At 71.6% G+C, this 14,778-nt stretch carries 20 protein-coding genes; 5 read left to right on the plus strand and 15 right to left on the minus strand.

Going from position 1 to position 14,778, the window contains the following annotated elements:
• Positions 1 to 57: 57 nt before the first annotated feature.
• The gene (locus GEV43_RS42305) at positions 58 to 1,002 is read left to right on the plus strand and encodes an aldo/keto reductase (RefSeq protein WP_160826307.1); all 945 of its coding nucleotides are present in this window, start codon (positions 58 to 60) and stop codon (positions 1,000 to 1,002) included.
• Between the two features lie 56 nt (positions 1,003 to 1,058).
• The gene (locus GEV43_RS42310; RefSeq protein WP_160826308.1) at positions 1,059 to 1,754 is read left to right on the plus strand and encodes a hypothetical protein; all 696 of its coding nucleotides are present in this window, start codon (positions 1,059 to 1,061) and stop codon (positions 1,752 to 1,754) included.
• Between the two features lie 127 nt (positions 1,755 to 1,881).
• Here GEV43_RS42310 and GEV43_RS42315 read toward each other — a convergent pair whose 3' ends face one another.
• The 3 genes from GEV43_RS42315 to GEV43_RS42325 form a co-directional block, all read right to left on the minus strand.
• Complete coding sequence (locus tag GEV43_RS42315) at positions 1,882 to 2,280, minus strand: hypothetical protein (RefSeq protein ID WP_160826309.1); 399 nt, start codon at positions 2,278 to 2,280, stop codon at positions 1,882 to 1,884.
• 79 nt (positions 2,281 to 2,359) lie between these two features.
• Positions 2,360 to 2,749: a hypothetical protein gene (locus GEV43_RS42320; protein WP_160826310.1), complete on the minus strand. Its 390-nt coding sequence runs from the start codon at positions 2,747 to 2,749 to the stop codon at positions 2,360 to 2,362.
• A 162-nt stretch (positions 2,750 to 2,911) separates the two neighbouring features.
• Positions 2,912 to 3,610, minus strand: a complete 699-nt coding sequence (locus tag GEV43_RS42325) for an alpha/beta hydrolase (protein ID WP_160826311.1) — start codon at positions 3,608 to 3,610, stop codon at positions 2,912 to 2,914.
• 73 nt (positions 3,611 to 3,683) lie between these two features.
• Between GEV43_RS42325 and GEV43_RS42330 the strand changes: the two genes are divergently transcribed.
• Positions 3,684 to 4,259, plus strand: a complete 576-nt coding sequence (locus tag GEV43_RS42330) for a TetR/AcrR family transcriptional regulator (RefSeq protein ID WP_160826312.1) — start codon at positions 3,684 to 3,686, stop codon at positions 4,257 to 4,259.
• A gap of 28 nt (positions 4,260 to 4,287) precedes the next feature.
• Here the strand turns inward: GEV43_RS42330 and GEV43_RS42335 are convergent, their stop codons facing one another.
• From GEV43_RS42335 to GEV43_RS42345, 3 genes are all read right to left on the minus strand, one after another.
• Complete coding sequence (locus GEV43_RS42335) at positions 4,288 to 4,629, minus strand: STAS domain-containing protein (RefSeq protein WP_160826313.1); 342 nt, start codon at positions 4,627 to 4,629, stop codon at positions 4,288 to 4,290.
• Positions 4,630 to 4,764: 135 nt separating this feature from the next.
• Positions 4,765 to 5,604 (minus strand): GAF and ANTAR domain-containing protein, encoded by an 840-nt coding sequence (locus tag GEV43_RS42340; RefSeq protein WP_160826314.1) that lies wholly within the window; start codon positions 5,602 to 5,604, stop codon positions 4,765 to 4,767.
• Positions 5,605 to 5,807: 203 nt separating this feature from the next.
• Positions 5,808 to 6,182, minus strand: a complete 375-nt coding sequence (locus GEV43_RS42345; RefSeq protein WP_160826315.1) for a nitroreductase family deazaflavin-dependent oxidoreductase — start codon at positions 6,180 to 6,182, stop codon at positions 5,808 to 5,810.
• Positions 6,183 to 6,321: 139 nt separating this feature from the next.
• On the opposite strand from GEV43_RS42345, the gene GEV43_RS42350 reads away from it, so the two are divergent.
• Positions 6,322 to 6,981, plus strand: coding sequence for a TetR/AcrR family transcriptional regulator (locus tag GEV43_RS42350; protein WP_309240271.1), 660 nt, complete (start codon positions 6,322 to 6,324; stop codon positions 6,979 to 6,981).
• Between the two features lie 48 nt (positions 6,982 to 7,029).
• On the opposite strand, the gene GEV43_RS54345 is transcribed toward GEV43_RS42350, so the two are convergent.
• The 7 genes from GEV43_RS54345 to GEV43_RS55640 form a co-directional block, all read right to left on the minus strand.
• Positions 7,030 to 7,155 (minus strand): hypothetical protein, encoded by a 126-nt coding sequence (locus GEV43_RS54345; RefSeq protein WP_302931436.1) that lies wholly within the window; start codon positions 7,153 to 7,155, stop codon positions 7,030 to 7,032.
• A 68-nt stretch (positions 7,156 to 7,223) separates the two neighbouring features.
• Complete coding sequence (locus GEV43_RS54350) at positions 7,224 to 7,346, minus strand: hypothetical protein (protein ID WP_302931437.1); 123 nt, start codon at positions 7,344 to 7,346, stop codon at positions 7,224 to 7,226.
• A 22-nt stretch (positions 7,347 to 7,368) separates the two neighbouring features.
• Positions 7,369 to 7,866 carry a lanthionine synthetase LanC family protein gene (locus tag GEV43_RS42355; protein ID WP_309240272.1) on the minus strand — a complete coding sequence of 166 codons (498 nt, stop codon included), beginning with the start codon at positions 7,864 to 7,866 and terminating at the stop codon, positions 7,369 to 7,371.
• Positions 7,867 to 8,051: 185 nt separating this feature from the next.
• The gene (locus tag GEV43_RS42360; RefSeq protein ID WP_160826317.1) at positions 8,052 to 9,257 is read right to left on the minus strand and encodes an epoxide hydrolase family protein; all 1,206 of its coding nucleotides are present in this window, start codon (positions 9,255 to 9,257) and stop codon (positions 8,052 to 8,054) included.
• Between the two features lie 59 nt (positions 9,258 to 9,316).
• A complete protein-coding gene (locus GEV43_RS42365) occupies positions 9,317 to 10,207 on the minus strand; it encodes an AraC family transcriptional regulator (protein ID WP_160826318.1) in 891 nt (296 codons plus the stop codon).
• Positions 10,208 to 10,298: 91 nt separating this feature from the next.
• Positions 10,299 to 10,946: a response regulator transcription factor gene (locus tag GEV43_RS42370; protein WP_160826319.1), complete on the minus strand. Its 648-nt coding sequence runs from the start codon at positions 10,944 to 10,946 to the stop codon at positions 10,299 to 10,301.
• The gene (locus tag GEV43_RS55640) at positions 10,931 to 12,028 is read right to left on the minus strand and encodes a sensor histidine kinase (RefSeq protein WP_309240273.1); all 1,098 of its coding nucleotides are present in this window, start codon (positions 12,026 to 12,028) and stop codon (positions 10,931 to 10,933) included. The genes GEV43_RS42370 and GEV43_RS55640 overlap by 16 nt, the downstream gene beginning before the upstream one ends.
• A 325-nt stretch (positions 12,029 to 12,353) precedes the next feature.
• On the opposite strand from GEV43_RS55640, the gene GEV43_RS42380 reads away from it, so the two are divergent.
• Positions 12,354 to 12,785 (plus strand): hypothetical protein, encoded by a 432-nt coding sequence (locus GEV43_RS42380; RefSeq protein WP_160826320.1) that lies wholly within the window; start codon positions 12,354 to 12,356, stop codon positions 12,783 to 12,785.
• A 57-nt stretch (positions 12,786 to 12,842) separates the two neighbouring features.
• Here the strand turns inward: GEV43_RS42380 and GEV43_RS42385 are convergent, their stop codons facing one another.
• Both GEV43_RS42385 and GEV43_RS42390 read right to left on the minus strand, forming a co-directional pair.
• Positions 12,843 to 13,988, minus strand: a complete 1,146-nt coding sequence (locus GEV43_RS42385) for an RNA polymerase sigma factor (RefSeq protein ID WP_160826321.1) — start codon at positions 13,986 to 13,988, stop codon at positions 12,843 to 12,845.
• Positions 13,985 to 14,392, minus strand: a complete 408-nt coding sequence (locus tag GEV43_RS42390) for a YciI family protein (RefSeq protein WP_160826980.1) — start codon at positions 14,390 to 14,392, stop codon at positions 13,985 to 13,987. Before GEV43_RS42390 ends, GEV43_RS42385 begins: the two co-directional genes overlap by 4 nt.
• Positions 14,393 to 14,778 lie beyond the last annotated feature (386 nt).

Here is a 14,778-nt window from a genome sequence, read left to right on the forward strand (position 1 = left end):
TCGAGGAAAGCGGAGGTGCCTCCGCTCCTTTATCGTCCCACATGGATTGGACCTGTCATGCCCCTGTCCGGCACTTCCTCCTCGCAGCTCACGGCCACCGGCGTCCCGCGGCCCGGCGGGGCCGGGACGATCGCGGGCCGCACGGTCTCCCGCGTCGGGTACGGCGCGATGCAACTGGAACGCCTGCACGCCGACCGCGACGCCGCGATCGCGCTCCTTCGGCGAGCGGTCGAGCTCGGCGTCGACCACGTCGACACCGCCCAGTTCTACGGCGACGGGTTCGTGAACGGGCTCATCCGCGACGCGTTCCGGCCCGGGGACGGCGTCACGGTCGTCAGCAAGGTCGGCGCCGATCCCGACCCGGGCGGCGCCGTTCCGCTGCGTCCCGCCCAGCGGCCCGAGCAGCTGCGGGCGAGCGTCGAGGACAACCTCGCGGCACTCGGCCTCGACCAGATCCCGGTGGTGAACCTGCGCCGCCTGGACGCCGGGCCGGGCCTGCGCGCCGAGGGCGACCAGGTGGTGGACCTCGACGACCAGCTCGCGGTGATGACCGCCCTGCGGGACGAGGGGAAGATCGGCGCGATCGGCCTGGGCTCGGTCACCCTCGACGGGCTGCGCCGGGCCCTGCCCGCCGGCATCGCCTGCGTCCAGAACTCCTACAGCCTGGTGTCCCGCGGCGACGAGGAACTGCTGCGGCTCTGCGCCCAGGAGCAGATCGCCTGGGTGCCGTTCTTCCCGCTCGGCGGCGCCTTCCCCACCATGCCGAAGGTGACCGACGATCCCGCCGTCGCCGCCGTCGCGCGGTCCCTCGGCCGTACGCCCTCGCAGATCGGCCTCGCCTGGCTGCTCCACCACGCGCCGAACACGCTGCTCATCCCCGGCACCGCGAACGCCGGGCATCTGGAGGCCAACGTCGCCGCCGGAACGATCGAACTCGACGACGCCGCACTGGCCGCGCTGGACGCCGTCGAATCCCGGTCGGGCGACATCGCGCTCGGCTGAACCGGTCCCCGCGTTCGCAGCGAACCCGCCGCCGCGCGAACGCATCGAAAACGAGCATGATCGCAGGTTCCCGGCTCCCAGAATCCCTTCCGCTCATCGCACCGTCGGCCGTCTGGTCCGAGCACCTGCCCGTCTTCAACGGCGTGGTCGTGGGCTTCGTGGCCCTGGTGGCGGTGGGCATCGTCTGGACGGTGGTGAGCGACGGCAGGCGCAAGGAACGGCTCCGCACGCACGCGGCCGAGCTCGGCTGGCGACCGGTCGCGGTCTCCGGGTCGATGCCGGAACCGGTGGCGGAGGCCGCACGTTCCAGGCGTGCCAAGCTGGTGTTCGCCACCGAGCAGCCGTACGCGATATGGCTGGTCTGGCATCAGTGGAGCGAGAGGTCGGCCGCGAATTCCGACGGCCCTTCGAAGACCCGCAACCTGACCCGCTACTTCCTGTCGCTCGGCGCGGAGTACCCGGACGTCGAGGTCGTCAGGCGTACGAGCATCGGCGCGCTCTTCATGCCGGTACGCGGTGTCGGCACGGGCGACCTGGCGTTCGACAAGAGGTTCCTGGTCCGAGGACCCGGCGAGCACGAGGCGGCGCGCCTGCTCACCCCCGCGATACGGGAGGCGATGACGGACGGCCGGGCACCCGCCTGGGAGATCTCCTCCGGCGTCCTGATCTCGGCCTACTCCGACGCGCCGACCCCGCAGAACCTCCAGCCGCGCGCCGACGCGCTCACCGATCTGGCGCGGATGCTGCCCTGACCCCACTCTCAGCGAAAATGCCGCCGGACGTTCCGCGGCCCTTGGGAACGTCCGGCGCAGTGGAACGCGGTGGCGGGACCGACCCCCGTAGGACGGCCCCGCCACCGGTCACACGTCGATCACCTGATCAGTTCAGGGTGCAGGTGGGCATCGTTCTGTCGACGCTGCCCATGTTCCCGGAATAGATCCAGCCCGGTTTCCAGCTCGTGCCGGGCACGGCGACGTAGTACCAGGTGTTGCCGGAGGAATTGCGGAACTTGCACCAGACGACCAGCTGTGTATGGACGTCCATGTCACTCAGTCCGATGAAGTCACAGGAGGCGTAGGGTCCGGTCCGCAGGCGGATCTCCTTGGTGGTGTACGCCGTTCCCCAGCCGGACCCACCCGGGGTCCAGTCGCAGACAGCCTCCCGCTGCTGGGCCTGGGGCGCGGAGGTCGCCGCCTGGGCGGGCAGCGCGCCGGCCCCCAGCGCCAGGACGATCCCGCCCAGCGCGACGGCCGCAGCCGTTCGGATTCGCGAAGTCACGCATTCCCCTTTCTCTCCGTGAACGTCGATGCTGTCGGCCGGGATCCAGGCTGGACGTGCGGCGCGACTGGGCCGTCTTTCAGCACGAAGGAATTCCGGAGGGGACGCTGGTGACGTTTCCGGAGTAGATCCATCCGGGGTCCCAGTATTCTCCGGCCGGCGGTTCCGGACGGACGTAGTACCAGGTGTTGCCCGAGTCGTTGCGGGTCTTGCACCGGACCCACAGCAGCTGTCCGGTGGACATGGGGTCCCAGCCCATCGTGTCGCAGGCCGCGGCAGGGCCGTCCCTCAGGAACATCGGCTTGTTGGTGCGCATGGACCCGCCGCCGTTGGTGCTGGGCTGCCAGCCGCAGCTCGGTCCCGCCGCGGTCTCGGGCTGTGGTGTGGCGTCGGCCTGGGCGATGCCGGCGATGGAGCTGACCCCGGCCAGCACCGTCGCCGTGAGTGCGATTCTGCGTGCCCTTGTCATGGTTCCCCTTTCAAGGAACGTCGCCGAATGTGCGATCGCCTGACACTTGATCGCCCCGGTCGGCGCGGGCAACCGCCACCCCCGTTCGCGTTTGTTCGAGTTTGTTCGAGCGCGCCGTCCCCCCAGGTCAGCGACGGACGACGGCGAATCGGCGTGGGGGGTTCAAAGCAGGTTCGCGATGATGCCGGCGATGGTGTGCGGCTGTGACAGGAACGGGTGGTGGCCCGCGTTCACCTCGATGACCTTGTCCGCGCGGCGGGAGAACTCGCGTTGTGCCGCCGCCGGGGTGCCCCGGTCCTCGGTGCACACCACATACGTCGTGGGTACGTCGCGCCACGCCGCCGCCCGTACGGGCTGCTGGGTCACGGCCAGGGTCTGCCGGGTCAGGAGGTCCGCCGCGCCGCGGGCGATGTCGGGCGGGCAGTCCTGGACGAACGTCTCGGCGAACAGTTCGGGACGGGCGCCGAACGTGCCGCCGTCGGGGTCGAAGTCCAGGAACGGCGGCGGCGTCTCGGCGCCGAACGTCGACAGCGACTCCCCCGGCTCGGGCAGGTAGCTCGACACCAGCACCAGGTGCCGCACCGCCGCCACGCCCGCCGCCGCCTCGGCGGCGACGATGCCGCCGTAGCTGTGCGCCACGACCACGGTCGGCTCGTCCCCCTCGCTCAGGACGGCGCGCACCGCTGCGACGTCCTCGGGCAGCCCGGGGCCCTGCGGCCCGGCCGGCCGGTCGCCTTCACCGCAGCTCGGCAGCGCCGGGGCGGCGCTGCCGATGCCGCGCTCGCGCAGCGCCTCGGCGGCCAGGTGCCACCACCACGACCCGTCCCGAACGCACGCCCCATGGACGAACACCACACGCATCTCTGCCTCCTCGATCGGGATATCACCTGGCTCAACGATAGACGTACCGCCAGTTACGTGAAAAAGTACGGTGATGGGACGGCACAAGCAGCCAGAGATCCGCGACCGAATCCTCGACGCGTGCGTCGATCACGCGCTCGCGCACGGGCTGCCCGACCGCCTGGAGCCGTTCGCGACGGCCTCCGGCACCTCGACCCGGATGCTGATCTACCACTTCGGGACCCGGGACGCGCTGCTGCGGGAGACCTTGGAACGGGCGCGCCGCCGCCAGCGCGACTTCTTCGGGGAACTCGTGGCCCCGCGGGCGGACGAGCCGTATCCGGTCACCCTGCGGCGGGCTTGGCAGGCCATGACCGGGCCGACCGGTCGGCCGTATCTCAGCATGTTCGGCAAGCTCCGCGAGGACGCCGAGCAGCGGTTGTGGCCGGGTTTCCGCCGGGAGGCCACCACGGACTGGCTGCGTCCACTTGAAGACGGCATGCGAAGCATCGGCCGTCCCGAACTCGGCACCCTCGTGCTCGCGGTCGTCCGCGGCCTCATCATGGACATCGAGGCGACAGGTGACACACCGCGAGCCGATCAGGCTTTCGACCATTTCCTGGCCGCGCTCGCTCCCCTCACCCAGGACTCCGCGCCCTCGGATTCCTAGCCCGTCGCTGCGGGCGCGTCCGGGTCGTTCAGCGGGCGGGGGCTTGAGGGACGACGCGGGTGACGCCGGCGACCTGGCAGACGCGTGCGACGACGCCGGTGGGTGGCAGCCGGACCGCGAGGTGGACGCCGAGGGCCTTGGCGCGGATGTGCGAGCGCAGGATGACGTTCACACCGCTGGAGTCGCAGAACCGGCATTGCGTCAGATCCAGTTCCAGGCTGTGCACGCCCTGATCGAGCAGACGCAGCGCGTGGGCGCGCACTTCCGAGGCGTTGGCGATGTCCACCTGGTCGGGGAACACCAGTACCGCCTGGTCTTCAGATCCGGCTTCGGAGCGGAATTCGACTTCTTCGGTCGGACGATCGCGCATTGCGGGCCTCCGGGCAGCATCCATCGGTGCGGGAGGGCCTAGCGCTGTCGGACCCGGATCCGGGCGCGAAGCCGCGGACCTGTGAGCCAGGATGCGCGCCTGGAGGCCGCGACGTCAAACGGCAGGCCCTCTCCGCTATCGGTGGTCGTTGGGCGGGGAGCCGGGAGGGCGGGGCGGACGGCGGGCCGCGTCGGCGAGCAGGGCCGCGGCGACGTCGCGGAGCTTGACGTTGGTGTTCTGCGAGGTCTGCCGCAGGATCTCGAACGCCTGGCCGGGCGGGCACCGGCGGCGGGCCATGATGACGCCGATGGCCTGGTCGATCGCGGCGCGCGAGGCGAGCGCCGTCTGGAGATTGGCGGTCAGCGCGGCCTGGCCGGCGATGCGGATGGCCACCGCCACCGCGCCCGAGACCACCTGCGCGTACCGTTCGGCCCGGCGGATCTGGTCGGGCCCGAAGGCGTCGGCGACGGGAGCGTACAGGTTCAGCGCCCCCTGCGCGCCGGTGTCCCGGCCGGGATGCAGCGGGACCGACAGCGATGCGCCGACACCGTGCTCCAGGGCGTGGGCGGCGTAGTCGGTCCACTCGTCCGCGTGCCGCAGATCGTTGAGGAGCACCCGCTGTCCGGTACGCATCGAATGCAGGCACGGCCCATGCCGCAGCTCGTACTGGACCTCGTCCACCTTCCGCGCGAGCGCGTCGGAGGACGCCGCCGTCACCGGCTGATCGTCCGTCTTCAACGTGATCCCGCACGATAGGCCGTCGCCGACCGTTCCGGCGGCCAAGTACGCCATGTCCTGCATGAATCCTTCGACGCCGTCGGCGGCCAGCAGCAGATCCTGCAATTCGACCACCGCGTCACCTGGCAGCCAGTACTCGGCATCTTCGGCTTGGCCGCTCACGGTTTCGGGGTCGTCCAGAGCACCGGGCGCGGGATCGTGCCAGAAGGAATCGTGCGGGGACGTGTCGTCGGCCATGGGACGCCGGGCCTCACTGCGCCGCTCGTTCCAGCGCGGTCGCGTTTCACTTCACACCATGGGACGGCCCGTCTGGCCAGCGGGCGCGAGAATCCTCAGAGCGGTGCCTCCAGCCTGCGCGCATCTCCGCCCGCGCAGCAAACCGTCGGCCACAAGGTGAGGGAAGTCGGTCGTCCGAGGTGCGGTCGAACGAACTGCCCGCGTCAGCCCGCGGCCAGGTCCATGCGGAGGAACTCGGTGATGCGGAGCAGTTTCGGTGGACGGGTCACCCCGTCGGGGAGGGCCTGCCACGCCTCGTCTTTCCCGACGAGGCGCGGGGCGGCGAGTTCCACGTCACGTCCCTCGACCCGCAGCCGCGCGCCGTCGGCGGCCAGGACGTTCCGCACCCAGTCGGAGCCCGATCCATAGACCAGGATGAACAGGTAGCCGCCCTCGACGGGATGCGCGTCGAGCGGAGTGCGGTACGTCGCGCCGGAGACGCGGCCCACGTGGATCAGCACCGGCCACTTCCCGCCCGCGATCGCGCGGGGATTGAACACCCGCTTGTTGATGTGCCCCCACCACCTCGGCATCGGCATGAGGGTCTCCCTCCGTGCCCCTGGGGGCGTGTCGGACGTCGAACGGGTTCCAGCCCACTTACAAGCGTAAGTTGGCTTACGGTCGTAAGGGTGGCTTACACTCGTAAGCCTGTCAATACGCCCGTCCCCGGGAGCCGCCGTGCCACCCTCGCCACCGACCCGGCGGCCGCTCAGCAGAGCGCGCGTGCTGGAGGCCGCCGTCCGGGTCGCGGACCGCGGCGGCGTGGACGCGATCACGATGCGGCGGGTCGCGCAGGAGCTCGGTGTGGAGGCGATGTCGCTCTACCACCACGTACGGAACAAGGAGGCGATCCTCGACGGCGTGGTGGACGTGGTGTTCGCGGCGATCGAGCTGCCCCGGGACGGGTCGGACGACTGGCGCGACGCGATCCGTGCGCGCGCCGCGTCCGCGCGGGAGGTCCTGGCGCGGCACAGCTGGGCGCTCGGCCTCATGGACTCCCGTCGCAACCCGGGGCCCGCGACGCTGCGCCACCACGACGCCGTCCTCGGCGTCCTCCGGCGGGCGGGGTTCTCGCTGCCGATGGCCGCGCACGCAGTCTCGCTCATCGACAGCTACGTCGGCGGCTTCGTTCTCCAGGAGGCGAACCTGCCGGTGACGACGCCGGACGACGTGGGCGAGGTCGCGGGCGGCATCCTTGAGCACCTGCCGGCGGACGACTTGCCGTACCTCACGGAGATGATCGTGGACCACGCCCTGCGGCCCGGCTACGACCACACCGGCGAGTTCGGCTACGGCCTGGACTTGATCCTGGACGCGCTCGAAGCCCGCCGGAAGTAGCGCTCCAGAGCCGCCGCGCGAGACCCGTTCCCGCCCGTGGTCCTTGGGTCAGTGGGACGCTTCCTGCTGTTCGGGGGCCGTGCGGGCGAGCCAGTGGTTCACCAGGTGGATGTAGCAGACCGAACGGGTCAGCAGTTCGTCGTGCGTCCCGATCTCAGGGCGGGCCCCGTCCATGACGATCGTCAGATCCGCACGCGCGACCGAGCCGAGCCGGTGGCGCGCCCCACGGGGGTCCGCCTGGATCAGATCGTCCAGGGGCGGCTGGCGCGGGAGCCGCCCGGCGCGTTCCCCTGGTTCGGGTGCGCGACCGTCTTCTGCTCGTCGCGCATCTTTTGCAGCGCGATCAGGATCTGGCTGTTGCTCATGTCCGGTTCACCTCCTCCGTGGTTATGCGTGCGGGCTGCGGCTGACTGCCGCAGGACTCGGGGCCCGCCGCCGGCGCCGGCGGGACGGGCGTGAAGGGCGGGGACCGCCGTGGCGCAGCCGCAGCAGGAACCCCAGCGCGCCCGCGATGCCGTCCGCGTGCCCGAAGGTCGCGCGGCGTCCCAGCGGGTTGCCGAACAGGTGCCGTCCGGCCCGCCGCGCGGAACGGACTGCGAGGCCGGTGGCCAGGTCCTCGGCCTGCCGGGCGTAGGCGTCCTCGCCGAGGGCCTGCGCGAGGTCGAGCAGGAGATGGCCGTTGGCGGAAAGCCCGTGGCAGGCGCCGTGGTAGGAACGCGGCGCGTCTTCGAGGACGGCGACCGCGGCCTTCCGCGCGTGGTCGAGGTAGCGGGCGTCCCCGGTGATCTGCCAGAGCAGCAGCAGGAACGTGCCCACGCCCGACGACCCGTGACATGACACCAGTCCGCCAGGTACGGGTCCGTTCCTTCGGGGCCCTCGCTCCACCAGGCGGCGTCACCGTCGAGGTGGGCGACCGCGATCAGAAGTGCTCCGGGGCGTCATCGAGTTTCCCTTCGACGAACGGGACGAACGTCGACTCCCCTTGGGCGCGCAAGAATCCGATCTCCTCGACCGTGTTCCGTCGTGAAAGGCCGCGGGATTCCAGGCCCGCTGCCCTGCCGTGATGCCGTTCAGGAAATGGGGACCACATCTCGTGCGTGACGGAACGCGTCTCTGATTTCCGAGACCAGGAGGTCGGGCTGTTCGAGGCCGGGGAAATGGCCGCCGCGGTCCAGCTCGTTCCACGAGCGCAGATCCTGGTAGCGGCGCTGGGCCCAGCGGCGCGCGGTCGGCCAGGGGTCGGCCGGGAACAGCGAGCAGGCGGTCGGGACGGACACCGGTTGCGCGTTCTCGGCCTCCGCGCTGCGCGGCACCCACCGCATCGCCTCCCAGTACCACCGGGCGCTGGAGGCGCCGGTGCCGGTCAGCCAGTACAGCGCGATGTTGTCGACCTGCCGCGCCAGGCTCACGCCGCCGCCGGTCTCGGGCCGGGTGTCGGAGTAGGCGGCGAACTTCTCGCCGAGCCAGGCGGCGAGCCCGGCGGGCGAGTCGAGCAGGGAGTAGCCGAGCGTCTGCGGACGGGTGCCCATCAGCAGCCCGAAGCCGTAGCCGTCCGACATGTGCAGGTCGCGCCGGTCCAGCAGGCGCTGCTCGGCCGGGTCGGCGGAGTCCCGGTCCTCCGGCAGCGGCGAGGCCAGCGGCATCGTCAGGTGCAGGCCCGCGACGCGCTCGGGCGCGATGAGCGCGAGCTCGTTGCTGACGTACGCGCCCCAGTCGCCGCCGTGCGCCCCGAACCGCTCGTAGCCGAGGACGGTCATCAACTCGGCCCACGCGCGAGCCGTACGGCCCGGATTCCAGCCCTGTTCGCGTGGACGGTCGCTGAACCCGAAGCCCGGCAGCGCCGGAACGACCACGTGGAAGGCGTCGCGTGCGGAACCGCCGTACGCGACCGGGTCGGTGAGCGGCCCGAGCACGTTCTCGAACTCGAGCACCGACCCGGGCCAGCCATGCGTCATCAGCAGGGGCAGAGCCGTCGGCTCCGGCGAGCGAACGTGCCAGAACGCGATGCCGAGCCCGTCGATGAGCGTCCGGTAATGCGGAATCGCGTTCCAGCGGGCTTCCGTCGCACGCCAATCGTGCTGCCGCCACACGTCCAACAACGCCGTGAGCCGCTCCAGCTCCAATCCCTGCGTCGCGTCCGGAACCGTCTCCGGCTCGGGAAGCCGGACCCGGTCCAGGCGGGTGCGCAGATCAGCCAAGTCGCGGTCGGGAATGCGGACGGCGAACGGCTCGACTCCAGGCGCCGCCGCGGCCTCGTCCCCAGGAATGTCGATCATGGAAGAGACCCTAGGCGCGGGCCGCCGCCGCCCCAATGCGCGAGATTGCGGAGCAGCGGTCAGGAATTGCGGTAGTCCGAGGGACGCTCTCCGGTGTGCCGCAAGAAGGCGGCCGACAGCGCGCCCGGACTGGCGAAACCGCACCGCGGCGCGATCTGGGCGATGGCCAGATCGGTGACGCGCAGCAGCCGCTTCGCCTCCTCGATCCGCAGCCGGGTGAGGAACCGGTGCGGTGTCGTCCCGGTCGACTCCTTGAAGACCCGGACGAGGTGGTAGACGCTGAGGTGCACCTCGTCGGCGATGTCGGCCAGGGTGACCTGGTCCGCCAGCCGGTCGCGCATCACCGCGACGGCGGCGTGGACGCGTGCGTCCTCCCGCGCCGGCGGGCGCGGATCCGCGGCAGGCGAATGGCGGGTCAGCAGGTGCACCGCCAGAAAGGCGGCCACGGACTCGGCGTACAGATCGCTGGCCTCGCCGAGGCCGCCGGCCGCCCGGACGGCCTCCTCGATCAGCGGATCACCTGCGGCCAGGGACGCGGCCATGGCCTCGTAGTCCACCGGCCGTCCGCCCATCTGTTCCGCGACCACGTCGAACGTGCCGCGCGGAATGTGGACCTGAACGCTCCGCATCGTCCCGTCCCCGCGATATCGGCAGGTGAGGGGCTGATCCGGGATCTGCAATTCGAGCCGTCCCGGAGCCCACGTGAAGCGCCTCACTCCCCCGGCGCCTCGTTCCTCCATCTCCGCCCGTCCCGCGACCGGCAGCACCAGTTGCGGGTCCGCCTTGCCGGGCAGCTCCATGTGCTCGACGACCGGGACGTGCTCGAACCGGTGGACGAGCAGGGACCGCCAGCCGAGGTCCTCCCAGCTGCAACGCGTCCGCCGGACGTAAAGATCCGCGTCAAACCCGACATAAGGCTGGAGATCCAGCAGCGTGGAGTCGAACACCATGACGCTCAGATTATCGATTGGTCACGGAACGCGTTGGTATCAGCCGCTACCGCGCCGGACCATTGGCCCGGCCCTCGGTGTCCGTTCAGGCTCAGTGCTCGTTCAGGTAGGTGAGGACGGCGAGGACGCGGCGGTTGCCGTCCTCGTCGTCGGTGATGCCGAGCTTGCCGAACATGGACGTCGTGTACTTGCCGACCGCGCTCTCGCTGAGGAAGAGGCGGCGGCTGATGGCCTGGTTGGACAGGCCCTCGGCCATCAGGGCCAGCACGGAGCGCTCGCGTTCGGTAAGTCGGTCGAGCATCCGGCCCGGGGAGCCGCCGCTCAGCAGTTTGGCGATGACGGCCGGGTCCATGGCGGTTCCGCCGGACGCGACGCGTTCCAGCGCGCCGATGAACTGGTCGGCGTCGAACACGCTCTCCTTGAGCAGGTAGCCGACGCCGCCGGACCCGTCGGCCAGGAGCTCCCGGGCGTAGAGCTGCTGGACGTGCTGGGAGAGGATCAGGACCGGCAGGCCGGGCATCTCGGCGCGCGCGGCGAGGGCGGCCTTCAGGCCCTCGTCGGTCTGGGTCGGCGGCATCCGGACGTCGATGACGGACACGTCCGGACGCCACGTCCGCAGCGCGTCGAGCGTCTCGGGCCCGGTGGCCGCCGTCGCCACCACCTCGTGCCCGCACGCCTCGATCAGGCGGACCATGCCGTCGCGCAGCAGGTAGAGGTCTTCGGCTACGACGATTCGCATGGCACCGCCATCCTCACACGGGTCGGGCCGCCCGGCGGGCTGGCGATCTCCAGGGTGCCGTCGAAGACCGCGAGGCGGCGGCGCAGGCCCGCGAGCCCGCCGCCGGACCGCGGGTCGGCCCCGCCCCGGCCGTCGTCCTCGACCTCGACCGCGATCCCGGCCTCGTCCCGGACGAGCGAGACCCGCGCCCGGGACGCCCCGGCATGCCGGACCGCGTTGGTCAGCAGCTCGGCGACGCCGAAGTAGACGGCCGACTCGATCGGGGCGTCCAGGGGCTGCCGGACGTCGGCGCTGACCTCGACGTCGAGCGGGAGGTCCAGGGCGAGGAGCCGGACGGCGTCCACGAGCCCCCGTTCGGTGAGCACCGGCGGGCTGATGCCCTGCACCAGCTCGCGCAGCTCGGCCAGCGAGGCGGTGGCGCCGCCCCGCGCGTCCCGCAGCAGCGCCTTGGCCTGCTCGGGGTCAGCCTCGATCAGCTTCTCCGCGGTCACCAGGGACAGCCCGAGCGCGACCAGCCGGGCCTGCGCCCCGTCGTGCAGGTCCCGCTCGATCCGGCGGAGCTCGGCGGCCTGCGCGACCGTCATGTCCGCGCGCTGGGCGGTCAGCTCGTCCACCCGGTCCGCCAGCGCCATCGCGGGCGACGGGCGCAGGAAGCGGACGGCCACGGGTTCGAGCGGCCGCCAGGCGTACGGCGCCGCGGCGACGGCCACGACCAGGCCGAACGCCCCGGCCAGGCGCGCGGCGAGCCCTTCCCGTCCCAGCCCGAGGACCGCCGCGGCCACCCCGGCCGGCGGGACCAGCGCGACCAGTCCCGCGGTGAACGGCACGATGCCCGTGAACCGCAGGTCACGCCAGTTGGCGGGGTCCTTCCACCTGACCCGCCACTCCTGCTCCTGGCGCGCCTGACGCTTGCTGCTCGCGTAGGTGAAGCCGTTCCACCAGTAGCCGGTGGACATCCGCGTCACCGGCCCGGCCTCCCAGTACCCGGCGGGGATCACGGTGCCCGTCCACCTCGCGACGAGGGACCGCGCCATCCGGCAGACCGGGCGGGCCAGAACGAGCGTGCCGATGGACGTCCACACCGCCAGCGGGATCGCCGACCAGGGCTCCCCACCAGACCCCCAGCACCACGGCGGCGGCCCAGACGGCCGGGACGAGCATGCTGACGGCCGCCACCACGCACGCCCGCACGAACCCCGCACCGGCACGGACCGCCCACGAGCCCACCTGTCGCATCGTTCCCCGCCTTTCCACTCGATGATCCCACTCTGCACCGAACGGAACCCGCCGCACCCCTGGTCAGCCCGGGTGTGTGGCTAGCCCCACCCACCCGTGGGTCCAGGCCCATACCGGGCCGTCCTCGCGCTCCGTAGCGTCGAGACCGCAACGAGACGGAGGAAGAAGGACATGCTCAACACCAGCGACGCCACGACACGCCTCGACGATCCCCGCACCCGTGAAGCGTTCGAAACGGCGAAGAAGTGCGTCACGCTCTACGGCGTGGTCTGCGCCATCGTGCTCGCGACCGTCGTCCTGCTGTCGATCAGCGGCCAGACGGTGACCGCGTTCATGTGGATCCGGGCGGTCGTCCTGCTCGCCGCCGCCCCGGTGCTCCACCGCCTGACCGTCCGCGCTGCGCAGGGGGAACGGCGCAGCTACGAGCGCGTTCGCGCGATCACCGTGATCATGCCGATCGCGATCGTCGGCGTCGACCTGATCCCCGGCCTCTGCCCGGCCTGGTACGCGGTGATGCAGGCCATAGGGGCCCTTCCCCTGATCGCGGTCGCCTTCCTGACCCGTTCCCCCGGCCCGCGCGCCGCCTTCCCCAAGTCGAGCTGACCGGGAGCGGCGATGCGGTTCGGACGGAACGCGTCCGCCCGGATCTCGGCCGCGGGCTCAACCGCGCAGTCGCGCGTTGAGCCGTGCGGCCTGCCGCGTGAGGTGGTCGCGTTCGGGCAGGCTGGACGCCGATCGGGCGGCTTCGGCGTAGAGCCGCGCCGCGGCCACCGGGTCGCCGTCGCGTTCGCGCAGGTACGCCTCGACGGCGGTGTACCTGGGCAGGGCGGGGTCGAGGCCCGCCAGGGCGGCCAGACCGGCCCGCGCGCCGTCGGCCTCGCCGACCGCGACGGCCCTGTTGAGGCGGGCCACCGGGCTGCCGGTGAGGCGGACCAGTTCGTCGTACCACTCGACGATCTGCACCCAGTCGGTCTCCTCGGCCTTCTGGGCGTCGGCGTGAAGGGCGGCGATGGCGGCCTGGGCCTGGAACTCGCCCAGGCGGTCGCGGGCGAGGGCGGCCTGGAGCACGTCGAGGCCCTCGGCGATCAGGCGGGTGTCCCACAGTCCGCGGTCCTGCTCGGCGAGCGGCACGAGCCTGCCGTCCGGGCCGGTCCGCGCCGGACGCCGCGCGTGGTGCAGCAGCATCAGCGCGAGCAGGCCCGCGACCTCCTCGTGGTGGGTCCTGACCGCGAGCTGGCGGGTCAGCCGGATCGCCTCCGCGGCGAGGTCGACGTCGCCGGAGTAGCCCTCGTTGAACACCAGGTACAGCACGCGCAGCACCGTGGCGACGTCGCCGGTCTGGTTGAACCGGACGCCCGACACGGTCCGCTTGGCCCTGCTGATCCGCTGGGCCATGGTCGCCTCCGGCACGAGGTACGCCTGCGCGATCTGGCGCGTCGTCAGGCCGCCGACGGCGCGCAGCGTAAGCGCGACGGCCGACGCCGGGGTCAGGGACGGGTGCGCGCACAGGAAGTAGAGCTGGAGCGTGTCGTCCACCGCCCCGCCCTGGCCGGGCTCCGGCTCGCCGTCCACCCGCTCCTCGCGGTGCCGCCGGGACGTCTCCGCGCGGGCGGCGTCGAGGAACTTGCGCCACGCCGCCGTGACCAGCCAGCCCTTCGGGTCCCGCGGCGGGTCGTCCGGCCACACGCGCACGGCCTCGACCAGGGCGTCCTGCACGGCGTCCTCGGCCGCCGCGAAGTCGGCCCCGCGGCGGACGATGACACCAATCACCGCGGGCACCAGCTCCCGCAGCAGCGACTCGTTCACTCGGTCGCCAGGAGCCGCTCGGACATGAAGGGGCGCAGTTCGAGCCACTCGTGGATCGGCTCGCCGCCCGCCCCGGGAGCCGCGGACAGCTCCCCGGCCAGCTCGACCGCTCGTTCGTAACTTTCGACGTCGATCACCATCCACCCGGCGATCAGGTCCTTGGTCTCGGCGAACGGGCCGTCGGTGACCGGCGGCCGGCCCTCCCCGTCCGAACGCACGAACGTGCCCTCCGGCAACAGCGCCTGATGGTCGACCAGCTCGCCGGTGCCCGCCAGCCGAGCGGCGAAGTCCCGCATGTACTGCATGTGGGCCGAGATCTCCTCCGGCGTCCACTGCTCCATCGGCACGTCGTTCACCGACGCCGGAGCACCCCGGTAATGCTTGAGCAGCAGGTACTTGGCCATCATCTTCTCCTTTTCCGAACGACGGACGTGAGCCATGCAGCTGTGCATCGGGGCGAACGATGGCGGCCGAGGCCGTCCACCGATTCCGCGTCTCAAGCTAGCAGCGCCGTTGAAGGCACCCCCGACAACATCCAGGAGCAGGTAGAACGCCGGTAGTGACCCTGTGAGGGGACACAATGATCTGAACGGCCCCTTCAGGGCTCAGCCCCCGCCCCACACGGCGGGGGCTGTTTTGTATCCGCAGTGTCCGGGGCTGGAACGCGAGGGAACACCGCCCCCGCCGGGTCGCCTGATCCGGCCGACCAGGCGTCCTACTCCCGAAGCTGACCCCAGCCCAAAGTGGGGCTCGGCCGCACGGCAGCTGGGTTTTGAACTCCTGGACGGGG

The sequence above is a fragment of the Actinomadura sp. J1-007 genome (genome assembly GCF_009793335.1).
In the GTDB taxonomy this organism is placed as follows: Bacteria; Actinomycetota; Actinomycetes; order Streptosporangiales; family Streptosporangiaceae; genus Spirillospora; species Spirillospora yumaensis.

Bases quoted from the DNA above. Each gene is read 5' to 3' on its own strand.
- GEV43_RS42335 (WP_160826313.1), bottom strand. From the start codon at position 4,629: ATGCGCGATCGTCCGACCGAAGAAGTCGAATTCCGCTCCGAAGCCGGA.
- GEV43_RS54345 (WP_302931436.1), bottom strand. From the start codon at position 7,155: ATGGACGGGGCCCGCCCTGAGATCGGGACGCACGACGAACTGCTGACC.
- GEV43_RS54350 (WP_302931437.1), bottom strand. From the start codon at position 7,346: ATGAGCAACAGCCAGATCCTGATCGCGCTGCAAAAGATGCGCGACGAG.
- GEV43_RS42360 (WP_160826317.1), bottom strand. From the start codon at position 9,257: ATGATCGACATTCCTGGGGACGAGGCCGCGGCGGCGCCTGGAGTCGAG.
- GEV43_RS42370 (WP_160826319.1), bottom strand. From the start codon at position 10,946: ATGCGAATCGTCGTAGCCGAAGACCTCTACCTGCTGCGCGACGGCATG.
- GEV43_RS42380 (WP_160826320.1), top strand. From the start codon at position 12,354: ATGCTCAACACCAGCGACGCCACGACACGCCTCGACGATCCCCGCACC.
- GEV43_RS42330 (WP_160826312.1), top strand. From the start codon at position 3,684: ATGGGACGGCACAAGCAGCCAGAGATCCGCGACCGAATCCTCGACGCG.
- GEV43_RS42325 (WP_160826311.1), bottom strand. From the start codon at position 3,610: ATGCGTGTGGTGTTCGTCCATGGGGCGTGCGTTCGGGACGGGTCGTGG.
- GEV43_RS42310 (WP_160826308.1), top strand. From the start codon at position 1,059: ATGATCGCAGGTTCCCGGCTCCCAGAATCCCTTCCGCTCATCGCACCG.
- GEV43_RS42305 (WP_160826307.1), top strand. From the start codon at position 58: ATGCCCCTGTCCGGCACTTCCTCCTCGCAGCTCACGGCCACCGGCGTC.
- GEV43_RS42365 (WP_160826318.1), bottom strand. From the start codon at position 10,207: ATGGTGTTCGACTCCACGCTGCTGGATCTCCAGCCTTATGTCGGGTTT.
- GEV43_RS42320 (WP_160826310.1), bottom strand. From the start codon at position 2,749: ATGACAAGGGCACGCAGAATCGCACTCACGGCGACGGTGCTGGCCGGG.
- GEV43_RS42390 (WP_160826980.1), bottom strand. From the start codon at position 14,392: ATGGCCAAGTACCTGCTGCTCAAGCATTACCGGGGTGCTCCGGCGTCG.
- GEV43_RS42345 (WP_160826315.1), bottom strand. From the start codon at position 6,182: ATGCCGATGCCGAGGTGGTGGGGGCACATCAACAAGCGGGTGTTCAAT.
- GEV43_RS42340 (WP_160826314.1), bottom strand. From the start codon at position 5,604: ATGGCCGACGACACGTCCCCGCACGATTCCTTCTGGCACGATCCCGCG.